The organism is Spirosoma sp. 48-14 (genome assembly GCF_001898575.1).
Taxonomy (GTDB): domain Bacteria; phylum Bacteroidota; class Bacteroidia; order Cytophagales; family Spirosomataceae; genus Spirosoma.
This window is the reverse complement of sequence record NZ_MKUD01000045.1, coordinates 64465-84574: the sequence shown is the minus strand read 5'-3', so window position 1 is coordinate 84574 and position 20110 is coordinate 64465. Positions and strand designations below refer to the sequence as shown.

Below are 20110 nucleotides of genomic sequence, written 5' to 3'. Positions count from 1 at the left end.
CTGGCTTTCTCCTGAAATCAATAATCAGTTTTTGCATGAATTTCTGTCGGATTCTACTTTTCGCGTTTTGCCTGACCGCAGCCTACGCGCAAACGCCCATTCATTTAATACCGCAGCCCGTGAGTGTTCAGCCTCAAACCGGTCTGTTCGCTCTGACCAAAACAACCTCAATCGAGTATAATCAGGCCGATGCCCGCGTGGTTGCTGACATGCTTAGTCAACGCTTAAACAAACCAACAGGCTATGCGCTGGCCGCCAAACAAGGAAAAGCGGGCAAAATTCAACTAAACCTGAATGCGACGCCGAATACCCAGCTTGGCGACGAGGGCTACATGCTCGATGCATCGTCGAAAGGGGTGGTCATAACGGCTAACCGTCCGGCAGGGCTATTCTACGGGATGCAGACGCTCACGCAGTTGCTGCCGAAAGAAATTGAGAGTAAAACGGCTGTTTCGAAAACCTGGTCGCTGCCGGCAGTAAAGATTACCGACTATCCACGGTTTGGCTGGCGGGGCATTATGCTCGATGTGAGTCGTAACTTTTTTACGAAAGAGGAAGTCAAACAGTACATCGATCAACTGGCCAAACTAAAATTCAATACGCTTCACTGGCACCTGACCGACGACAATGGCTGGCGAATCGAAATCAAATCACTGCCTAAGCTGACCCAGGTGGGGGCGTGGCGGGTAGCGCGGGCAGGGCATTTCGGTGATCGTGCCGAGCCTAAACCCGGCGAACCTACGCCCGTTGGCGGCTTTTATTCGCAGGACGATATTCGGGAGGTAGTGGCGTATGCACAGGCTCGTAACGTAACCATCGTTCCCGAAATTGATGTGCCGGGTCACAGTATGGCGGCTCTGGCAGCTTATCCCGAACTGAGTTGTACCAAACAGCAGGTGAGCGTAAATCCCGGTACGCCCTTCTCGGAATGGTACGGCAACGGTACGTTTAAAATGAAAGTAGAAAACACGCTGAATCCATCAGATGAAAATGTCTATGCGTTTCTGGATAAGGTGTTTACAGAGGTGGCGGCTCTCTTTCCCAATCCCTATATTCACGTGGGGGGCGATGAGTGTTACAAAGGCTATTGGGCTAATGATCCGGGCTGTCAGGCATTGATGAAACAACTGAACATCCGGCATGTTGAAGATTTGCAGGGATACTTCATGAACCGCGTTGAGAAAATTCTGACCGCGAAAGGCAAGAAACTGCTGGGCTGGGACGAAATTCTGGAAGGAGGAATCTCTCCGGGGGCAACGGTCATGAGCTGGCGGGGAATCAAAGGAGGGATTGAAGCGGCACAGGCTGGGCACAATGTGGTAATGACCCCAACTACATTTGCTTACCTCGATTATACGCAGGGCGACCCTGCGGTCGATCCGCCGATCTACGCCAGTTTGCGGGCTGAAAAGTGCTATAGTTTCGATCCGGTACCCGATGGTGTCGATGCAAAATACATTCTGGGAGGGCAGGGTAACCTCTGGACCGAGCAGATACCTACCCTGCGCTATGCCGAATACATGACTTACCCGCGTGGCTGGGCATTGTCGGAAGTATTCTGGTCGCCAAAAGCGGTAAAGAACTGGGCCAATTTTGTGGAGCGTATGGAAACTCACTTCGAACGGGCCGATGCCGCACAGATCAACTACTCAAAGGCTATTTACGATGCCATTGTGCGGACGAGTATGAAAGACGGTAAACTCCGGCTCGAACTCGCTGGCGAAGCCCCCAACCTCGACATCTACTACACCATCGACGACACCATGCCCGACCAGTTTTCGACCAAATACACCCAACCCATTGATCTGCCCGATGGCCCCATCACCCTGCGGGTCGTTACCTACCGTGCCGGAAAACCCATCGGTCATCTGATTACATTAACGCGGGACGCCTTACAACGGCGGGTTGGCCGGTTTTAGGTAAAACCATGCGGTTAAGAACCGCTCTTTTCAACGACTTACTTATTTGTCAAACGGAGGCTTACTTATAAAATTAATATTCTTGGTTTATGCTTAGGAATTATTTAAAAATAGCGCTCCGGAATTTGTGGAAAGAGCGGTTCTATTCCCTGATCAGTATTGGCGGACTGGCTGCTGGGATTTCTATTTCTGTTATAATTTTTCAGTTCGTATTTCATGAATGGAGTTACGATTCGTTTCATGAAAAAGAGGAAAGTATATACCGTATAGTAAGCCGGAATGAACAAAGTTCTTATCCGGCATTTTCCTCAAAGCTAGCTGAGCAACTTGTCCGGGGAAATCCAGAGATCAAAGCCTATACGCGAATCCTCCGGGATAAGTCAGCAGTTATCAAAAGTTTGGAAAACCCAACACTGATTAATGAAGAAACCGGTTTTGTGTTCGCAGATCAATCTTTGTTTTCTATTTTCTCTTTTCCATTAAAATATGGCAATGCAAAAAAGTGCCTGGAAAGGCCTTTTACTGTGGTTATTTCTGAGCGCGTAGCCGATAAATATTTCGGAAAAGAAAATCCAGTTGGTAAAACCATTAGCTATAACGGACAGCATTTGCTTGAAGTTACGGGCGTTGCTAACAATGTTCCAACAAATTCTACGCTACGATTTGATTTTGTATCGTCTCAGAATACTTATCAAAAAATTAATTCATTCGCGTTCGATAACCTGCCCAACTTTGAAACGTTCCTACTAATCGATCAAAAAGCGGCCATTCCTAAAATTGCCAGAAATAGTAAAGCTGCTAACAAATTGATCGGTGCAGTGAATTACAATGATAAGGATATATATGAACTTGAGCCTTTGCAGGAACTTCGATTTGGGAATAGCTATACTTACAATGAAAAGACCAGTGTAAAGTTGCTGTATGTTTTATCCGGAATTTCGGTGCTAATACTTTTTTTAGCCTTGTTCAATTATATCAATCTGGCGACAGCACGCGCTACGTTACGGGCAAAGGAGGTTGGGGTCAGAAAAGCTATCGGCGCAAATCGATTCAGCCTTGTTAAACAATTCTTTTTGGAATCAACTCTGGTTAATTTTTTCGCTTTTATACTAAGCTTTTGCCTGGTTTTGTTGTTTAGAGAACCTTTTAATAACCTTTTTCAGCTAGAAATAGACCTCTCGTTTCTGTCCAGTCAAAAATTTATTGGGATACTGATTAGCCTATTTTTGACTAGTACCTTAATCGCTGGCTCATATCCCGCACTGATTTTATCAAGCTTTTCCCCAATAAAGGTTCTTAAGGGAAATTACATCAGCAAAAATCAGGGCAGGCGTGTACGAAACACGATGATGGTTTTTCAATTTAGTGTATCTGCTACACTTATTTTATGCAGTCTGATGATGCAGCGTCAAATTGACTACATAAAAGATCGAGACCTCGGGTTTAATCGAAATCAGGTAGTAAGCATCAAGTTGAGTAGCAAGGTTTCTTCTAAGAGTGACAATTTCAAGAAAGATATAAAGAGTCAAGCCGGAGTTGAGCATGTCAGTTTGTCAAATACTCCCTTTTTCAAAAGTTACATGGAAGGTAAGTTTCAAACGAAGACATCGAGCAAGTTAACACCTCTTACTATGCTGGAGGCAGATGCAGATTTTGTGTCTAATCTTGGTCTTATCTGGAAAGAAAAACCAACTGAAAACGCAGTAGTTAATGCTGATGGTTTTTATGTTACACTCAATGAAAACGCAGTTCGGGCACTAGGCTATACAAATGGTAATGTTATCGGGCAAAGCATCTTTCCTAAAGATGGACAGGAGTATGGTAAAATTGTAGGCGTTGTAAAGGATTTTAGCCTAAGCGGTCCATTGACAGACAGTAAGCCAATGCTATTTCTCGTGAAAAAAAATACATTGGTAGCCGATGGGTTCAGAAATATGCAGGTTCGGCTTGGTAAACAGGATCACATAAGTGATAAGCTAGCAATACTGGAAAAGATTTATCATACATACGACCCTGAGACACCGTTCTTGTATTCGTTTTTAGATGATGAATTTCAGAATACCTTTATTGCCGAGACCAGGGTGTTATATATGGTTCAACTATTTACGGCTGTAGCGATTTCATTAGCTTGTCTGGGGCTGTTTGGCCTATTAGCTTTTGTTGGCCATACTCGCTTAAAGGAAGTTAGTATCCGGAAAGTAATGGGAGCTAGCATAGCCAATATTCTCTCGTTGCTTTCCAGAGATTTTTTAGTGTTGATGGTAATTGCTGTTTTAATCGCTGTACCAGGCGCCTATTATTTGATGCATCTGTGGCTCCAGGGCTTTGCCTATCGGGTAGAAATACACTGGTGGATATTTATTGTCGGAAGTGTAATTAGCTTGGCAGTCGGTATTATTACGGTTATTTATCAGGGGCTAAAAGTCGCTTTGGCAAATCCTGTTAATGCCCTGCGTTCAGAATAAGCTACAGGTATTGCTTGGTAAAAGCAGAGTTGGACTCCACTGCGAGCCATAGCTTACTTCATGAGCCGGGCCAGGTCGATGCGGAGGGATAGCTGGCTGGTGCCAGCCGTAGGAACGGAGGAAAAATGGCCGTAGGTGAGTTGGAAGCTTTTGGCCTGTACCGAAATGCCGAAGGAAAAGCCTACACCTGCGCCACCCGTTGTTAGTTTGCCTTCCTGTTGTTTCTGGTGATTATAGCCTACTAACAGGTGCACATTTCGATGAACCAGCAATTCGGCTCCCACGCTGAGGTGTCGGGCCAGTTTTTCGGTTACGCTGGTCGTTTGCGGAATTGGATTGCCGCTCAGGTCGTAACGCACATTCAGGTTGGGGTCGTTGTAGGTAATGTCGAAGCGTTGCAGATGATGGGCTGTTAGTGTGAGCCGGATCGGGGCGTGTTCGGGCTTCAATGTGACACCCGCCTGCAAATCGAAGGGTAAATCGGCATCCAGCGTACCGTAATTTTTAATGAGGTAACCGACGTTTTTGGCGACCAGCCCAAAGGTGAGGTCTTTTTTCGGATGCCGCCAAACGGCTCCTAAATCGGCCAGAATCCCAAAGGCGGAATACATCTCGATAGTCGATCCAACGGCTTTCAATGTGGCCCCGAAGGTGAAATTGCCTTCGGTTCGGGCATGGGTGAGGCTTAGTGCATAGTCGTTGGCCGTAAATGTCCCCAGTGTATTGCCGACCGGGTCGGTCAGTGTAAATTGCCCATAACTGAGGTATTGCAGCCCGACAGCCCATTTCCCCTGCGACTGAATAGGAAGCCCATATTGCAGCGTATAGTATTTAGCCGCTGCCAGATAAGGCATCAGGCTAATTGACAGTTGATTGTCTGGTAACGAATCGGCTAAGGCTGGGTTGTTCAGATGATATGAACCATCGGGACTGACGGCTGTGGCAACCTGCCCTCCCAAGGCCGCCACACGGGCGTGAGTAGGTAAATCCAGGAATGAAAAGACACGCTGTCCGCCGATGGGTTGAGCAACTGCCCAAACGGGTAGAAGCCCAATAAGTAGCAAAAGAATAAATCGGTTTTTCAAGCGGATTCGGTCGCAGTTTGGTACAAAGAAACGCTAATTTTAGCCACTATGAAAGCCAACAGTGATGTCAGATGCTTACATCTGACATCTCACAAGAACAGCATGAAAAACTATGCTATGGTTGTATATCTAAAGGAAAACAGGTAGACTTAAAACGTATAGCCGATCTTGAATCCATAGGATACATTGAGAGAAACGGGCGGATTGGGTGAAAAAGGGTCGACCAGAAAACCTTTGGATGCATAATAGAGATAGCCGTCGGGGCGGTTCGGTTCGTGAATATCGCGAGTACGAACCCCAAGGCCACCGTAAAAATCGCCAATAAGCCGATTGTTGGCCGAGAACGAAAACTGTCGCCCAAATTTGAGTGAGAATGCCCATACCTGCTTCGATATGGGTAGCGAATACAGGCGGTAATATTGCGGCATACCTCCGTCGGGTGCAATGCCTATCGTTCCGGTTTCGAATGCGTTTTCCTGTTTGTAAACTCCCTCCAGTGCTGTGTATGAGCCGAATGGTGGGCGAAATCGACGCCAGTAAAATCGCCATTCGGCCCGACCTCGCCATGTCTCATAGCGATCGTAGCGCGAATTTTTTGAATATCGCCACAGATTCATGCCTTCCCACCCATAGCCGAATTCGGCCTGTAGGGTCTGTTGTTGCCCAACCACTCGTTCGACGGCAAACTGTACGGTATTGCTGAAGTCGATCAGGCTGAATGGGGCAAATTTGACAACCCATTTTGGGGACGTTTGGGGATGTATTGAATAGGAGGGTTCGGGATTAATGAACTGGGCCTGCGCTCCCCAACAAATGCCTGATAGCAGACTCGCTACCCCAATTTTGTAAAAGAGGTTCATGGCTGAACAGGGATTTGGCTGAGGAGTTTCAACTGGTTAAAATCAGCGTAGCTGTATTGATAAATTCCAGTTGGACCGGTCACGATGAGCCGTTTCTGGGTTGGAATTACATCGTATGTCTTGGTGTTGGCGAAGTAGTTCAGCTCTTTTACGTCGAGTGGATTGCTGATGTCCATCACCCGTAGCCCATAATCGCCTTCTCCCACAAATAATAAACTACTGTCGGCACCAAGCCCGCGTGGGTTGGTCATTTGGTAACTCTTCAGCAATTTGGGGCTGCTCACAGTACTGATGTCGATCACATCCAGCGTATTAGCCGTTATGGACTGATTCCGACAGTTAGTCCCTGTTCGTAAAGTAACGTAGGCATAATTCCCCTGGGCCACTACCGGGTCGCAACTGAGGATGTGTGTGTAAAGGCCTACCTGTTTGGGGGCGTTCGATTGAGTAATATCGTAAATGTACATGCCCGTTTGCGTGCCGATGAACAGGTTATTCCGGTATGGGAAAATCGTTTCGACACCAAATCCGAGTTTTGTATTCGTTCCTTTTTTGGGGTTGCCGCTTTCCGAAATGTCATAAGCTTGCAGCGCCGTGTTGCTGACGGTATAAAGCGTATTGCCGCTGATGGTAAATCGGGCTGTCGAACCGCCAACGCCGGCACCGGGTGATACGGAATCACTATTGGCACAGGCCGTCAATAAGCCGATCAGCGAAAGAAAAAGAAGGGAGATTTTCATGGGAAAAGGCTGATTAAAGGGGCAGGCTGCTGTAGTCCTGCCAACAGAATGAACCTGAAGCAGCAGATTTAACTTGATGAATGCTATCGATAGCACTGTGGATTTTCGAGGTCGGCTTTTTCCCAGCGGATAACAACCCCTTTAGCTGGATCGGCACATTCAAAGCGCACGTTGGTAGCCAGTGGATAGGCCGAATAGTCGAACGCGTTTTCGATGCGTTTTACCAGTCGGACGTTGAGCGGATTGGCGATGTTGAGGGCTACCAGGTCTGTAACATTGTCAGCGTAGAGAATGCTGTCTTTAATAGCCAGTTCCTGATTGCCCAGAATGCTGATGAATGAAACCTGAACAGGCTTTTCGGGATTCCGATTGTCATAGATATGAATACCACTACCTGCCTCATTAATGTATAGATAGTTATCTTTTACATAAATTTTCCCCGCATTTTTGAGCGGTTGTGGTCCCAGTGCCTGAATGGTTCGAATGTCGGAATAAGCAGCATAAACTGGTCGGTAGCTGTCGCCGGTTGTCGTAGGCTTTGGGGCGTAGTAAGGTCGGCAACCGTCCAGGAGTAGACAACCCATTGTTAGCAAAAAGGCAGAGAAAAGTCGAGGCATGGTGTACAGGTTTAAGATGGGGTAAGGATACAAAAACAATTTGAACCGTTGGAATTCGTAAGAAAAATTAACTTTGCTCGTCCTTGATGTCGAGACGACCAACTTTATGCAAACCGAAACCCCTTCCGATTCCAATCTATCCCCAGTTACCAGGCCATCCAAAGTCGACGTGCTAGCGCAGAAAAATGCGGAAGCCGAACAGGGCGGTGGCCAGAAACGAATTGATGCTCAGCATAAAAAAGGCAAACTTACCGCCCGCGAACGTATCGCGTTGCTGGTCGATGAGGGCTCATTCGAAGAGATTGGCAAGTTCGTTATGCACCGCACCCGCGACTTCGGGCTGGACAAAGAGCATTACCTGGGCGACGGTGTCGTAACGGGCTATGGGACGGTTAATGGACGATTGGTCTATGTGTTTGCGCAGGATTTTACCGTTTTTGGTGGAGCCTTGTCGGAAACCCACGCTGAAAAAATCTGTAAGATCATGGATTTGGCCATGCAGAATGGCGCACCCGTCATTGGTCTGAACGATTCCGGGGGAGCCCGAATTCAGGAGGGGGTACTGTCGCTGGCAGGATATGCTGATATTTTTTACCGCAATACCAAAGCATCGGGCGTGATTCCGCAACTGTCGGCCATTATGGGGCCTTGTGCAGGTGGCGCTGTCTATAGCCCGGCCATTACGGATTTCATTTTTATGGTCGAAAACACGAGCTACATGTTTGTGACCGGCCCGAATGTGGTAAAAACCGTTACGCATGAAACCGTTACAGCCGAAGAACTGGGCGGGGCTAGTACCCATAGTACCAAATCGGGAGTGACGCACTTTGCCTGCGAAAATGAACTGGCCTGCATTCAGAATATCAAGCAGTTGCTGAGCTACATTCCACAGAATTGCGAAGATGAGCCACCCATGCTGGCCTATGAAGCAACCGAGGAAACCCGCGCTAGTCTGAATACCATTATTCCCGATAACCCGAACCAGCCTTATGATATGCGGGAGGTAATTGAGGAACTGGTCGATGCGAGTAGCTTCTTTGAAGTACACAAAAATTTCGCGGAGAACATCGTAGTGGGCTTTGCCCGGATGGCAGGGCGAAGCATTGGGGTGGTCGGTAATCAACCAGCTGTATTGGCTGGTGTACTGGATATTCATGCCAGTACCAAGGCGGCCCGGTTCGTGCGCTTCTGCGACTGTTTCAACATTCCCCTGCTGGTGCTCGAAGATGTTCCTGGCTTTCTGCCCGGTACCGATCAGGAGTGGAATGGGATCATCACCAATGGGGCCAAATTGCTCTTTGCGTTTTGTGAGGCCACCGTGCCGCGTGTAACGGTCATTACCCGTAAAGCCTACGGTGGTGCGTATGATGTGATGAATTCCAAACACATCGGTGCTGACCTGAACTACGCCTGGCCATCGGCCGAAATTGCCGTGATGGGGGCTAGTGGAGCGGCCGAGATTATTTTTAAGCGAGAAATTGCGGAGGCCGAAGATCCCCAGGCCAAATTACAGGAGAAAGTGCAGGATTATACCGAGAAATTTGCGAATCCGTACCGGGCGGCTCACCGGGGCTATATCGACGAGGTCATTATGCCCGACCAGACCCGTCAGAAACTAATCCGGGCCTTCCAGATGCTGGAAAATAAAGTGGCGAGTATGCCCAAGAAAAAACACGGAAATATTCCGTTGTAAACGGTGTATGGACGGACATGCTTTAGTAATAGTTAATTGTATGGCAAAATCAACTCCAGAGCGGCCCGGCAGCCTGTTAAAAACTGTACTAATCGGGCTACTCATTATTTTCGGTTTGGCGTTACTGGTCGGAACACTGACCGTATTATTTCCTTAAGTAATGCGGGCGGTCCGCTGTTGCAGTGGAAACCCGCGTTACAGAAAACTATTTAGTACAGAAACCATCGATCGATGATCGCACGAATACGCTTTTGTTTAGTTGGCTTTTTTCTATCACTATCCTCTTTTGGTCAGTCGGTAAGCGATTATTTTGAGAAAATTCGGAGTAACGATGCGCTGCTGACGGCTTTTTTTGCCCAGATGCCTAAAGGCGGTGATTTACATCACCATTATAGTGGTTCTATTTATACCGAAACCTACATCGATTATGTGGTTGATAACAATTATTTCATCAATCGAAAAACACTGAAAGTCTCGGAGAAAAAACCACAGGGCGATGATTGGGTCGACTTCGCAACATTGAAACAGGAGGGGGCATTTTCGGAATATAAACAGAAGCTTTTCCAAAAGTGGTCGGTTAAAGATTACAACCACGTCGACTATCCATCCGATAAATTATTTTTTGAGACGTTCGCTGGTTTTGGCGTTGCCAGCCGGGCGGAGCTGGACAAAGGATTGCTGGAAATTAAAAACCGGGCTAAAAAAGAAAATGTCAGCTATATCGAGACGTTGTTTGTCAATGCGCCTTGCCCAAAAGAATTAACTGAATTAGCCGATTTTACAAAAAAACTGAGAGTTGGACAGACGAAAAAAGATACAGTTGCCTGCCTACAATTACTGGATTCGCTGTATGCAGCCATCCAGGCAAAAAATGTGCGGGAATGCGCCACTACGTTTATCGATGAGACGCTTAACCGCCTGCATACCAGCCTGAAGATCGACGATGAGCAATTTACGATGCGCTACCAAAGCTATGTAGTCCGCACGGTAGAGCCGGTCGAATTGTTCAAAAATATGATCGTGGCCTTTGATGCCGCCGTCAGTAGTCCGTTGGTGGTGGGCGTCAATATTGCTGCTCCCGAAGATAACGAAGTGGCCATGAGCGATTACTGGCTCCACATGCTGATGTTCAGGTACTGCCACGCAAAATATCCTGCCGTTAAATACACCTTACATGCGGGCGAACTAGCTCTGGGTATGGTTAAACCCGAAGACCTGACCTGGCATATTCGGTCGGCCGTTTACTTAGCTGGAGCCAATCGAATCGGACATGGCGTCGATATACCCTATGAAACCGATTGCTATGAGCTATTAAGGGACATGAGCCGGAAAAAAATAGCCGTCGAAATCAATCTATTCAGCAATGAATTTATCCTGAAAGTGAAAGATGATAAACATCCGATCACTCTGTACCAAACGTTTAATGTACCAATTGTTATTTCGTCGGATGATGCGGGTGTCCTGCGAACGAATCTGACGGATCAATATGTACTATTGGCAAAACGCTACAAACAAATCTCGTATCAGGATATAAAACAATACGTATTAAATAGCATCAACTACAGTTTTATTGAAGAAGAGGCCGTAAAAAAATCGCTGCTGAATGATCTGAAGCAGCGATTTGTAAAATTTGAACGGTCAGTTCCCGGTGTTCGCCACTGATTTACCTGCATCATTCCAGCCGCTTAAGGCCAGCCATGTTCCCAGTCGATACAGCGGATATGTAAAGGCAAACGCGCACAAGACATCGATGGTGTAATGAACGTGTTGTACCAGCAATAAGGCCCCAACAATCAACGAACCAACCAGGGCAATAACCCGATCCCCTCGCCGACGGAAACACAGAAACATCAGAAAGATGGTCGACGTATGGCCGGAATAAAAAAGGTCTTTGGTAATATAGACTTTCCCGTAAAACGCATTGGTGATCGGATCGACCATGGGAATCAGGCCAATCGGCGGATTGAGTGGCATCACATTGATGCTGATCATGCGGGATAAACTGACGATGACGTAACTGTACACGAACATCATGAACAGAGCCGGGCTGCGTCGGACACGGATCAGCAATAACAAGGCAGTTGCCCATATTACCAGAAAAATAATAAGCGATACATCGACCGGAGGAATACGACTCAGTAACCAGTCGTTCAGAACAGGACCACTATGTTGTTCGATCGTTGCAAAGAAGTAGGGAAACGTAGCTAATAAGGCGAGTAAGCTAACGACGCCAATCACAAACTTTCGGCGAAAAGCGGATGATTTCCAGGCGATTGACCAAGCGATATCGTCAACTGGATTCGGTGTGAAAATGGACATAGGTACTATAAAATGGCCGCAAAGGTACGAATAAGAAGATGATTACGGATGATGATAGCGTAAACAAGTATTGAGGGGTATAAGTTAAAATCTGATTAATCGGGTATCGCTACCATTATTTATTTGTAAATTTCATGTAGTCTAAAGCCTTGTTCGATGCCAACAGCAGAGTCGTTGCAGACGAATCGTTTAGAAGTACAGTCAATAACCCTGAGCGTTTTGCGTGTCGATGCGTAGCTATTTTTACTGGATGTGCCTGCTGTTTTTTGTGCTGGCTCGTCCTGGCCATTCTGGGGTGCTTCTTCATGGTCAGAGCCAAACCCGCCAATCCATAACGGTGGCTGATACAGCCAAAGAAACCCATCGATTTCATTTTATTCCACTCCCTGTTGTATTCTATACGCCCGAAACGCACGTCGCGTACGGAGCATTGGGCGTTTTCCTCTTTCGGACTGATAGCACAGCTCGTACCTCGAATCTGGATTTTGCGGTTATTCACACGCAGAACGCGCAGACCGTTGTTGAGCCGACGTATACGATTTTTACCCGTCATGAAAAATACCTGATCAGGGGCTTTTTTCTGTATGCTGACTTCCCCGAGTTGTATTACGGCATAGGACCGGGAACGACCGACAATCAGGAAGAATTGATTTCCTACAAAAGTTTACGGGCCTATAACCGATTCCTGCGGAAAGTAAAACCCGGCTGGTTTGTGGGTGTTCAGCAGCAGTATTTTAAAACGTTCGATGTCAGTCGGTCGTCAGATCGGCAAGTACCCGCTCAAACGCTCATAGGCGGGTTGGGTAGTGTGGTAAATGGGGTAGGCGTGGCGAGTATTGTGGATACCCGCGACAATATTTACTCGCCCATTCGGGGTTGGTACGCCGATGTGTCGTTTATGGACTATGAAAAATGGATGGGTACCGAGTTTGATTTCACCAACTACCTGTTCGACATCCGACACTATCATTCACTGTCGCCCAAAACGGTGCTGGCGGGGCAGTTTTATTTGAATCTGAACGTAGGCGAAGTGCCCTTCAAACAGGCCGCTACCCTTGGCGGATCGTCGTTGCTGCGGGGCTATTACAATGGTCGTTACCGGGACAATAATGCCCTCATTTTTCAGGCCGAGTTACGCCAGCGTCTCATTGGACGGTTCGGTGGGGTTGTGTTTGCATCCGTTGGCGATGTGGCGCATAAACCAAACGAATTTGCCATCAGTGACCTGAAACCGACAGGAGGAGCTGGTTTGCGTTTTATGATCAGCCGGAAAGAACACGTCAACGTTCGGTTCGATGCCGCCGTGGGCAATCACACCCACGGCTTTTACGTAAATATTTCCGAAGCGTTTTAAACGGGCTGCTTAGCTATCGATGAATCCATAGCAAAGCATATGGCAGATCGTCATTTGGGCATCTTCGACCCGGCCATAGTGACTATCCTGAACGGTGATCGATTCGTGGGCCAGTTCAGCCAGTTTGCCACCTTTACCGCCCACCAGGGCCATCGTAGTCAGCCCATGTGCATTGGCCCATTCTACCGCTTTGACTACGTTGGGTGAATTACCGCTAACGCTTAAGGTCAGAACCAAATCGCCTGGACGGGCGTAATTCTCTAACTGGCGCATGTATACATCCTCATACGCATAATCGTTGCCGAGGGCGGTTATCCAGGAAATGCTCTCGTTGAGCGACATGCACCGGAATCGCTTCCCCATCCGGTCGGAAGCACTTTTGCCGAGATCCGTGATAAAATGCGACACGTTGGATGCGCTTCCACCATTGCCGAATGCAAATAACTGCCGGTCATCTTCCCAGCATGTTTTGATCAGATTAATAAAGTGTTCGACTCGGTCGATGGGGATAGCATCGTAAGCGGCTTTTTGCCGATCAAGGTAATTTTTAAAATACGTCTGGTTCATGGAAAAGGGGTAATTAATAATGAACAATGGGTAATGGATAATGAGTAATGGATAAAGGATAATGAAGAAGGACCAAAAAATTATTCATTCTACATTATCCATTACTCTTCACCCATTAATTCTAAAGCACCAATGGGTACGGCATCTTCACCGAGTTTAGCGAGTAAAACGATGGGGGCAGGATGGAAGGCTTTCATCACAAAGCGGGGTAAAGCCTGCCGAACAGCCGCCCGCAACGGTTCACCAATGAGTGAAAGGCCTCCGCCTAGTACGATGGCATCGGGATGAAACAAATGGGTAACATGCGATAGGCCAAGCGCCAGTACCGAGCCAATCTGTTCGATCAGCATTTTGGCTACCGGGTCACTGGCCTCGTAGGCAGGATGTAAAAACCGGGCTTCTTTGCCAGTCGTTCCACCCGCATGTGCCTGTTGTACGGCCTGCTTTAAATAGGAATCATCGGGTAGCTGCGGGAGTAACGACCGAATCTGTTGATCGACTGCCCAACCCGAAACGGTTTGTTCAATGGTTTGTCCGTCGCTCGACTCACTGGGCGGTACAAGCCATAAATGACCGATTTCAGCTTCGCCGGGCAGAGCTCCATGATACAATTGTCGATCAACGACCATGCCTCCACCGACACCACTGCCCAGGGTCACATAAAAGACGTTCCGAAATCCGGTAGCTACGCCACGAAGCGCTTCGCCCAGGGCGGCTACATTGGCATCGTTCTCGACCCGTACCTGAGCGCCGGGAACCTGCTGCTGGAGCCATTCGCCCAGGTTGAAGCCCGACCAGCCGCCAATCTGATGCGAAGTCGCAATTCGACCCGTTTGCCAGTCGACCGGGCCACCGAAGCCAACCCCAATCGATTGTATCGGTGTAGTGATCTGGTTGATCGTTGAGGCAATTTGTGCCAGAATCCCTTCGGCCCCTTTAGCAGGATCGATGGCTAATCGGAAGCGTTGCGTTATCTGGCCAGGCTCATCGCTTGTAAACAACTGCAATTTTGTTCCGCCTATTTCAATACCAAGTCTCATAGTGAAGGTGTGATGTATGAAGTATGATATAAGATATATGATGTAGTGGCCTTTCATACATCCTATATCATACTTCATACATTAATCAATGTATCGTTTTGTGATGGGTTGGTAGGAGTCGATGCGTCGGTCGCGGAAGTAAGGCCAGGTAGTGCGGTATTTTTCGGACAATTCGAGGTCGACCGTTTGTACATGAACGAGCTCCTGATCGTGTGGGGCCAGATACAATAACGAACCGAATGGATTGGCAACGAACGACCCGCCCCAGAATTGCTGATCGGCTTCACGACCTACGCGGTTCACCGACACGACATGGACCCCATTGGCAATAGCGTGGCTACGCTGGATCGTTTGCCAGGCGTTATATTGCTCTTCGTTCTGTTTGGGGTCCGGTTCGTTCGTATCCCAGCCAATAGCCGTTGGATAGAACAAAATTTCGGCGCCCATCAGCGAGGTAATACGGGCTGCTTCAGGATACCACTGATCCCAGCAGATCAATACGCCGATGCGGGCAAATTTAGTATCGAATACTTTATACCCCAGATCGCCGGGCGTGAAGTAGAATTTTTCGTAGTAGCCCGGATCATCAGGAATGTGCATCTTTCGGTATTTACCCAGATAAGCCCCATCGGCATCCAGTACGGCCGTTGTGTTGTGATATAGGCCCTGCGCCCGCTTTTCGAACAGCGAAGCAATAATGACCACACCCAATTCGCCAGCTACTTTGCCCAGCCGCTCAGTGGTGGGGCCGGGAATGGCTTCGGCCAGACTGAAATTATGGTGATCTTCGACGTCGCAGAAGTAAAGCGAGGTGAATAATTCCTGTAAGCAAACGATCTGGGCCCCTTTTTGAGCGGCTTCCCGAATGTGGTCGATGGCTTTCTGAATATTGGCTTCGACATCCGCCGAGCAACTCATCTGCACCAAACCGATATTGACTTTTTTAGACATGCGACAAAATTAGGAGGTACATAGTTAGAACAGAAAACTTTTTGAGTTTGTCTACTAAAGTTTCAGTTTTCCTGGTAGCTGCCATACGAATGGCCTACACCTGACGACCTGAAACCTCAAATCGCAAACCTGAAATAACTATGACATCACGTAGAACGTTTCTTCATACCGCTGGCGTTACCGGCCTGGCTACCACGCTCGCACCTAATGCTCTTTGGACGGCTACCCGATCTGCCAAAGATAAGTTGGGGGTTGCTCTGGTTGGCTTAGGGTACTACAGCACCGACCTGCTGGCCCCGGCCCTCCAGAAAACAAAGAACTGCTACCTGGCTGGTATCGTGACAGGTACGCCCGAAAAGGCGGAGAAGTGGAAGAAGCAGTACAACATTCCAGATAAGAACATTTATTCGTACCAGACCTTCGATCAGATTGTCAACAATCCTGACATCGATGTCGTGTATGTCGTGTTGCCCCCGTCGATGCATGAGGAGTATGTGGTTCGGGCTGCCAAAGCGGGTAAGCATGTATGGTGCGAAAAACCAATGGCTGTGACGGCAAAAGAGTGTCAGAACATGATCGACGCCTGTGCAAAAAGTAAGGTTTCGCTGGCCATTGGTTACCGATTGCATCATGAACCCAACACGCAGGAGTGGACGAAGGCGCTGCGTGGAGGAAAAATTGGTAATGTGCTGATGGTTAGTTGCTCAGCTGCTTACTATGACGCGCGTACTGATCACTGGAAGCAGAAAAAAGAAATGGGCGGTGGGGTTATGTACGACATGGGTGTATACGTAGTGCAGGGCGCTCGACTGGCTACGGGCGAAGAACCGATAGCGGTAACAGCCCAGCAGTATACTTCCCGGCCAAACGTCTACAAGAATGGTCTGGACGAAACCTCAATGGTCCAGCTCGTTTTCCCGAGTGGCGCACGAGCTGCTCTACAAACCAGTTACGGCATGAATATGAATTACCTGCATGTGACGGGATCGAAAGGAACACTCTATATGGAACCGTATTCGGGTTATAATGGCCAGAAAGGTGTCTGGAGCAATGGAGGTCGCATAGAACACCCCTACGAAGTACCTATGCAACAGGCCATGCAAATGGACGACGATGCGGCCGCCATCCTGGCAAAAAAGCCGCTGCTGGTTCCGGGCGAAGAGGGGCTTCGTGATATACGGGTTGTTGAAGCGATCTATGCCGCAGCGAAGTCAGGGAAAGAAGTAAAACTGGGTTAATTGCTCAAGTTTAAGCCCGCATAATCAGGACTGGCATGTCGGCATGATTTAAAACATCTTCGGCCACGCTACCCTGTATCCAGTGTCGAAGGCCTGTATACCCACGGGTATACAACACAATAAGATCGGCATGAATGGAATGGGCATACTCCAGAATGCCATCGGGTACGGTGTGGTCGTGGACAATTTTGAGGTTGTAGTGGTCAATGTCGTTTGCTGCGGTGAAGTCGGCTACCCACTCCCGAATCCCTTCAGGCTGGCGATTGTCGGTAGGGGTAACTACATACACATATTGTCGGCAAAACTGATCATCGAGCCGAAACGGGAATAAATGTGGCTTTTTTAATTCCTCATCCAGATCGATGCCAAACACAATCTCCTGAGGATTGAACCGGCCTACAGGCTCCTTAACAACCAGTACCGGACAGGTAGCGAAACGGGTAATGAATTCAGCATGCGAACCTTCAATCCATTCCAGTAAACCAGATGCCCCTTTCGATGCCAGCACAATCAGATCGGCCTGTTGCGCATTAATGGCGTTGATGAGCCCTTCTATGTTGCTGCCTAGTACGGGTTTGATGGTCACATCGGCATAGGCCGGGTTAGCTACCAATTCATGAAGGGCTTTTTCGGCTTCTTTCCAGGCATCTGCATAGAGAGGCCCCATATCCAGAGAAAGGCCCGTAACGCTATCGGCTATTCCTAAAGACGGAACGCCATACAATACGGTATGGAGAAGAATGATTTCAGAATCGTAGGTGCGGGCTATATCAGCCGCTACATCGAGGGCATAGATTGTGATAGGGCTTAGGTCGGTGGGGACCAGAATAGTTTTCATGGAGCAAAGAGCTTGTTAGTCAGGACAAAACAAGCTGGATTCGCATCGATAACCCATGATTTGACACAGTAGCCGACTTGATTAGAATCAGTTGGAGCTTGGTATACTACACTTAGAATACGGATTGTTATGATTTTTAGAATTACCGTTGATCTAATCCTGAAAATCATAATAATCCGTGTTCCTGTTGTTTTATGGAACTGCCTGAAATAAGCTTATTTAGCTAGGTGTATGTTTTATATATAGGCTTTAGTGTTTTAGTTGTATTATATAAAGTCGGCTGGCGCATTTGGTGGGGAGCCTGACTTTTGCTTATTTCGCCTGTCAACCCCGTTCGTTTATGCAACCCACCGATTTTACCAAACTCCCCGCCGAGCAGCAACTCGACACGCTGTATTTTGCCGGTGACATTCTGGCCAACCGCTACGAGGGCGACAATATTTTTCTGCTCTATAATCTTCGCGATTTCTACGTCGAACTTCGCTACGATGCCTACAACAATCAATTGAATCAGGTCTCAGCCTTTCGGGGGACCGATAAACTGGAGCCATACTTACCATACCTGGTCGATTAAATTCACGAATCAGCTGTAGTACAGATAATTGTAGACTTGTAACGTCTGCTGAGCGATAGGCTTTATACTACTTTGCCAGTAAGAAGTACGTGTGGCCTCCGCTACCTTCGGGTACGAAGAAACTATCTACTAGGATAAAACCTGTTTCGCTGAACCAGTTTCGGTACGTATTGGCATCGGCGTGGCTCCAGTACATCTCAGTGTCAGGCTCAATCCAGTTAGATTCGCTACCTGTCCATTCGCCAGCTCCTGTTATGCATAAAAAGTAACCACCCGGTTTGAGCCATTGGTAAACAGCTTTAAATAAAGTTGGCTGCTCAACCAGCGGAAGGTGGATGATGGAATATAAGGCAACAACGCCATTGAATGATTCGGCAGGAAAGGAGAGGGCCGACATATCAGCAACTTCAAAGCGAGTCTGAGGGACGTTCTGGCGGGCCAATTCGACTTGTATGGGAGAGAGATCGATGCCCAGATAATCGGTAAACTGGCTCAGGTATTGGGCGGTTGGAATCCCATCGGCACAGCCCAGTTCAAGTACACTACTCCCGATAGGAAGACGCTGGACAAAATCGGTTAGCCAGTTCACATATCGTTTTGAATCCGTCTTCTCAAAGAAAGTCCGGTACGAGCTGCCCAGACGGTCATACCCTTGCCGTACAATGCGTTTAGGATCGTCCAACGTTTTATTCGTATCTCAAAATCTGACTGACAAATGTAGTTTGGAAGAAGCTTATTGCCGACGAACTATGGGAAGTTGAAGGGGCTTCTTCGCGAATTACTGCAACTAACGCTCGTTATCTCAAACAAATGAAGAAATCGACCGGGCACTATCATTAAGTACTTTATAACTGTAACCTCTGCCTTACCAGGTCCAGCCAGATAGCCCGACCTTCGCAATTCCAGTGCGTATCGCTTTTTAGATAAGGCGATTGGGGAGCTTCAAGAAAATGAGTATACGTGTTGATCGTCGGTACTGTTAACCTGGGGTTGTTTTGAATTCGCTCAATCAGATGGTTGTAGTCAGTGCGTTCCCGTTCCAGAATAGTCGCTTTATTGGGAATAAGCGACAGGTAAACAGCATCGAAGCCCAATTGCTGGTATCGCTTTGCCACCGAATTGATGCTGTCCACCAGCGTATTGACTTCCCGATCCGATAAGGTTGAAAAAGAGGAGTTTAGAACATTGGCTGAATCGGTATCGCTATGCAAAAAAATATGCTGGTGGTTTCGGGACAGGCTAACGCTGGCATTGGGTCGGTCGAACCAGTTCAGGGTGAGGGTAGCTTTCAACTCTTTAAACCAGAATGCCCAGTTGCCACTGAACAAGGCCGATTCGAGCCGTTCCTCTACATCGGTCCGGTGAAGTTCAGAACTGATCCGCTGGGCCAGCGTTGGCTTTGGCGTCGGATTCTTCGTTGTGTCCTGTACAACACAATATTCGGTAATGTGTTTGGCGAAATGCTCCCGAACGTGCCGTTCTACAGATTCAATCAGTAAGAGATTACGCTTTGATGGATCGAGCTGTATGCGTTGCTGATTGTCCCAACCCACTCGCTGGTAATGACTCACCTGAAAATCGGACTGGCTCAGCCTTTGAGGCTCTGAAAAGCTATCGCCAATCAAATATAACTGTGCTGAGGCTGTGTCACTAGATCGGTTTGAGGGAGGACATTGAGGCTGAGGTACTTTAAACTGCGGGAGAGCCGACAAACGATATAAATCGCCAAATCGATAGTCGTCAACAATAACGCCAATACTGTATAACCACCGTGATAGCGTAGTCGAAAGGCCACCTCCCCAGAGCAGAATAGCGATCACTAAAATAAGGTAACGTAGTACACGCATATG

Annotated in this window: 18 protein-coding genes; 7 read left to right on the top strand and 11 right to left on the bottom strand. The window is 47.8% G+C overall.

Features of this window, described 5'->3' with window-relative positions:
* The first annotated feature begins 35 nt into the window (after positions 1 to 35).
* Both BGO59_RS22555 and BGO59_RS22550 read left to right on the top strand, forming a co-directional pair.
* Positions 36 to 1919 carry a family 20 glycosylhydrolase gene (locus tag BGO59_RS22555; protein ID WP_293686970.1) on the top strand — a complete coding sequence of 628 codons (1884 nt, stop codon included), beginning with the start codon at positions 36 to 38 and terminating at the stop codon, positions 1917 to 1919.
* Between the two features lie 89 nt (positions 1920 to 2008).
* Positions 2009 to 4384 carry an ABC transporter permease gene (locus BGO59_RS22550; RefSeq protein WP_293686969.1) on the top strand — a complete coding sequence of 792 codons (2376 nt, stop codon included), beginning with the start codon at positions 2009 to 2011 and terminating at the stop codon, positions 4382 to 4384.
* 53 nt (positions 4385 to 4437) lie between these two features.
* On the opposite strand, the gene porQ is transcribed toward BGO59_RS22550, so the two are convergent.
* The 4 genes from porQ to BGO59_RS22530 all read right to left on the bottom strand — a co-directional run bounded on the left by porQ (position 4438) and on the right by BGO59_RS22530 (position 7686).
* Positions 4438 to 5469 carry a type IX secretion system protein PorQ gene (gene porQ, locus BGO59_RS22545; protein ID WP_293686967.1) on the bottom strand — a complete coding sequence of 344 codons (1032 nt, stop codon included), beginning with the start codon at positions 5467 to 5469 and terminating at the stop codon, positions 4438 to 4440.
* A 149-nt stretch (positions 5470 to 5618) separates the two neighbouring features.
* Positions 5619 to 6329, bottom strand: coding sequence for a hypothetical protein (locus tag BGO59_RS22540; protein WP_293686965.1), 711 nt, complete (start codon positions 6327 to 6329; stop codon positions 5619 to 5621).
* Positions 6326 to 7069, bottom strand: coding sequence for a hypothetical protein (locus BGO59_RS22535; RefSeq protein ID WP_293686963.1), 744 nt, complete (start codon positions 7067 to 7069; stop codon positions 6326 to 6328). The genes BGO59_RS22540 and BGO59_RS22535 overlap by 4 nt, the downstream gene beginning before the upstream one ends.
* An 83-nt stretch (positions 7070 to 7152) precedes the next feature.
* Complete coding sequence (locus BGO59_RS22530) at positions 7153 to 7686, bottom strand: hypothetical protein (protein ID WP_293686961.1); 534 nt, start codon at positions 7684 to 7686, stop codon at positions 7153 to 7155.
* Positions 7687 to 7792: 106 nt separating this feature from the next.
* Between BGO59_RS22530 and BGO59_RS22525 the strand changes: the two genes are divergently transcribed.
* Together BGO59_RS22525 and BGO59_RS22520 are read left to right on the top strand one after the other, a co-directional pair.
* The gene (locus BGO59_RS22525; protein WP_293686959.1) at positions 7793 to 9379 is read left to right on the top strand and encodes an acyl-CoA carboxylase subunit beta; all 1587 of its coding nucleotides are present in this window, start codon (positions 7793 to 7795) and stop codon (positions 9377 to 9379) included.
* 231 nt (positions 9380 to 9610) lie between these two features.
* Positions 9611 to 11041 (top strand): adenosine deaminase, encoded by a 1431-nt coding sequence (locus BGO59_RS22520; protein WP_293686957.1) that lies wholly within the window; start codon positions 9611 to 9613, stop codon positions 11039 to 11041.
* Here the strand turns inward: BGO59_RS22520 and BGO59_RS22515 are convergent.
* Positions 11018 to 11698, bottom strand: a complete 681-nt coding sequence (locus BGO59_RS22515) for a phosphatase PAP2-related protein (protein ID WP_293686955.1) — start codon at positions 11696 to 11698, stop codon at positions 11018 to 11020. The two genes, BGO59_RS22520 and BGO59_RS22515, sit on opposite strands and share 24 nt — an antisense overlap.
* Before the next feature lie 229 nt (positions 11699 to 11927).
* Between BGO59_RS22515 and BGO59_RS22510 the strand changes: the two genes are divergently transcribed.
* Positions 11928 to 13052, top strand: coding sequence for a BamA/TamA family outer membrane protein (locus BGO59_RS22510; protein ID WP_293686953.1), 1125 nt, complete (start codon positions 11928 to 11930; stop codon positions 13050 to 13052).
* 9 nt (positions 13053 to 13061) lie between these two features.
* Here BGO59_RS22510 and BGO59_RS22505 read toward each other — a convergent pair whose 3' ends face one another.
* From BGO59_RS22505 to BGO59_RS22495, 3 genes are all read right to left on the bottom strand, one after another.
* On the bottom strand, positions 13062 to 13619 hold the full coding sequence (locus tag BGO59_RS22505; protein WP_293686951.1) for an SIS domain-containing protein: 558 nt from the start codon (positions 13617 to 13619) through the stop codon (positions 13062 to 13064).
* A 101-nt stretch (positions 13620 to 13720) separates the two neighbouring features.
* Positions 13721 to 14659, bottom strand: a complete 939-nt coding sequence (locus BGO59_RS22500) for an ROK family protein (RefSeq protein ID WP_293686949.1) — start codon at positions 14657 to 14659, stop codon at positions 13721 to 13723.
* Positions 14660 to 14740: 81 nt separating this feature from the next.
* Positions 14741 to 15610: a carbon-nitrogen hydrolase gene (locus BGO59_RS22495; protein ID WP_293686947.1), complete on the bottom strand. Its 870-nt coding sequence runs from the start codon at positions 15608 to 15610 to the stop codon at positions 14741 to 14743.
* Positions 15611 to 15750: 140 nt separating this feature from the next.
* On the opposite strand from BGO59_RS22495, the gene BGO59_RS22490 reads away from it, so the two are divergent.
* Positions 15751 to 16848, top strand: a complete 1098-nt coding sequence (locus BGO59_RS22490) for a Gfo/Idh/MocA family oxidoreductase (RefSeq protein ID WP_293686945.1) — start codon at positions 15751 to 15753, stop codon at positions 16846 to 16848.
* 10 nt (positions 16849 to 16858) lie between these two features.
* On the opposite strand, the gene BGO59_RS22485 is transcribed toward BGO59_RS22490, so the two are convergent.
* Positions 16859 to 17686 carry a universal stress protein gene (locus BGO59_RS22485; RefSeq protein WP_293686943.1) on the bottom strand — a complete coding sequence of 276 codons (828 nt, stop codon included), beginning with the start codon at positions 17684 to 17686 and terminating at the stop codon, positions 16859 to 16861.
* Positions 17687 to 18026: 340 nt separating this feature from the next.
* Between BGO59_RS22485 and BGO59_RS22480 the strand changes: the two genes are divergently transcribed.
* Positions 18027 to 18260: a hypothetical protein gene (locus BGO59_RS22480; RefSeq protein WP_080055957.1), complete on the top strand. Its 234-nt coding sequence runs from the start codon at positions 18027 to 18029 to the stop codon at positions 18258 to 18260.
* 67 nt (positions 18261 to 18327) lie between these two features.
* On the opposite strand, the gene BGO59_RS22475 is transcribed toward BGO59_RS22480, so the two are convergent.
* Complete coding sequence (locus BGO59_RS22475; protein WP_293686940.1) at positions 18328 to 18942, bottom strand: class I SAM-dependent methyltransferase; 615 nt, start codon at positions 18940 to 18942, stop codon at positions 18328 to 18330.
* Between the two features lie 163 nt (positions 18943 to 19105).
* Positions 19106 to 20107, bottom strand: coding sequence for a hypothetical protein (locus BGO59_RS22470; protein WP_293686938.1), 1002 nt, complete (start codon positions 20105 to 20107; stop codon positions 19106 to 19108).
* Between the last annotated feature and the right edge of the window lie 3 nt (positions 20108 to 20110).

Bases quoted from the DNA above. Each gene is read 5' to 3' on its own strand.
- BGO59_RS22555 (WP_293686970.1), top strand. From the start codon at position 36: ATGAATTTCTGTCGGATTCTACTTTTCGCGTTTTGCCTGACCGCAGCC.
- BGO59_RS22550 (WP_293686969.1), top strand. From the start codon at position 2,009: ATGCTTAGGAATTATTTAAAAATAGCGCTCCGGAATTTGTGGAAAGAG.
- BGO59_RS22540 (WP_293686965.1), bottom strand. From the start codon at position 6,329: ATGAACCTCTTTTACAAAATTGGGGTAGCGAGTCTGCTATCAGGCATT.
- BGO59_RS22535 (WP_293686963.1), bottom strand. From the start codon at position 7,069: ATGAAAATCTCCCTTCTTTTTCTTTCGCTGATCGGCTTATTGACGGCC.
- BGO59_RS22530 (WP_293686961.1), bottom strand. From the start codon at position 7,686: ATGCCTCGACTTTTCTCTGCCTTTTTGCTAACAATGGGTTGTCTACTC.
- BGO59_RS22525 (WP_293686959.1), top strand. From the start codon at position 7,793: ATGCAAACCGAAACCCCTTCCGATTCCAATCTATCCCCAGTTACCAGG.
- BGO59_RS22520 (WP_293686957.1), top strand. From the start codon at position 9,611: ATGATCGCACGAATACGCTTTTGTTTAGTTGGCTTTTTTCTATCACTA.
- BGO59_RS22515 (WP_293686955.1), bottom strand. From the start codon at position 11,698: ATGTCCATTTTCACACCGAATCCAGTTGACGATATCGCTTGGTCAATC.
- BGO59_RS22510 (WP_293686953.1), top strand. From the start codon at position 11,928: ATGCGTAGCTATTTTTACTGGATGTGCCTGCTGTTTTTTGTGCTGGCT.
- BGO59_RS22505 (WP_293686951.1), bottom strand. From the start codon at position 13,619: ATGAACCAGACGTATTTTAAAAATTACCTTGATCGGCAAAAAGCCGCT.
- BGO59_RS22500 (WP_293686949.1), bottom strand. From the start codon at position 14,659: ATGAGACTTGGTATTGAAATAGGCGGAACAAAATTGCAGTTGTTTACA.
- BGO59_RS22495 (WP_293686947.1), bottom strand. From the start codon at position 15,610: ATGTCTAAAAAAGTCAATATCGGTTTGGTGCAGATGAGTTGCTCGGCG.
- BGO59_RS22490 (WP_293686945.1), top strand. From the start codon at position 15,751: ATGACATCACGTAGAACGTTTCTTCATACCGCTGGCGTTACCGGCCTG.
- BGO59_RS22485 (WP_293686943.1), bottom strand. From the start codon at position 17,686: ATGAAAACTATTCTGGTCCCCACCGACCTAAGCCCTATCACAATCTAT.
- BGO59_RS22480 (WP_080055957.1), top strand. From the start codon at position 18,027: ATGCAACCCACCGATTTTACCAAACTCCCCGCCGAGCAGCAACTCGAC.
- BGO59_RS22470 (WP_293686938.1), bottom strand. From the start codon at position 20,107: ATGCGTGTACTACGTTACCTTATTTTAGTGATCGCTATTCTGCTCTGG.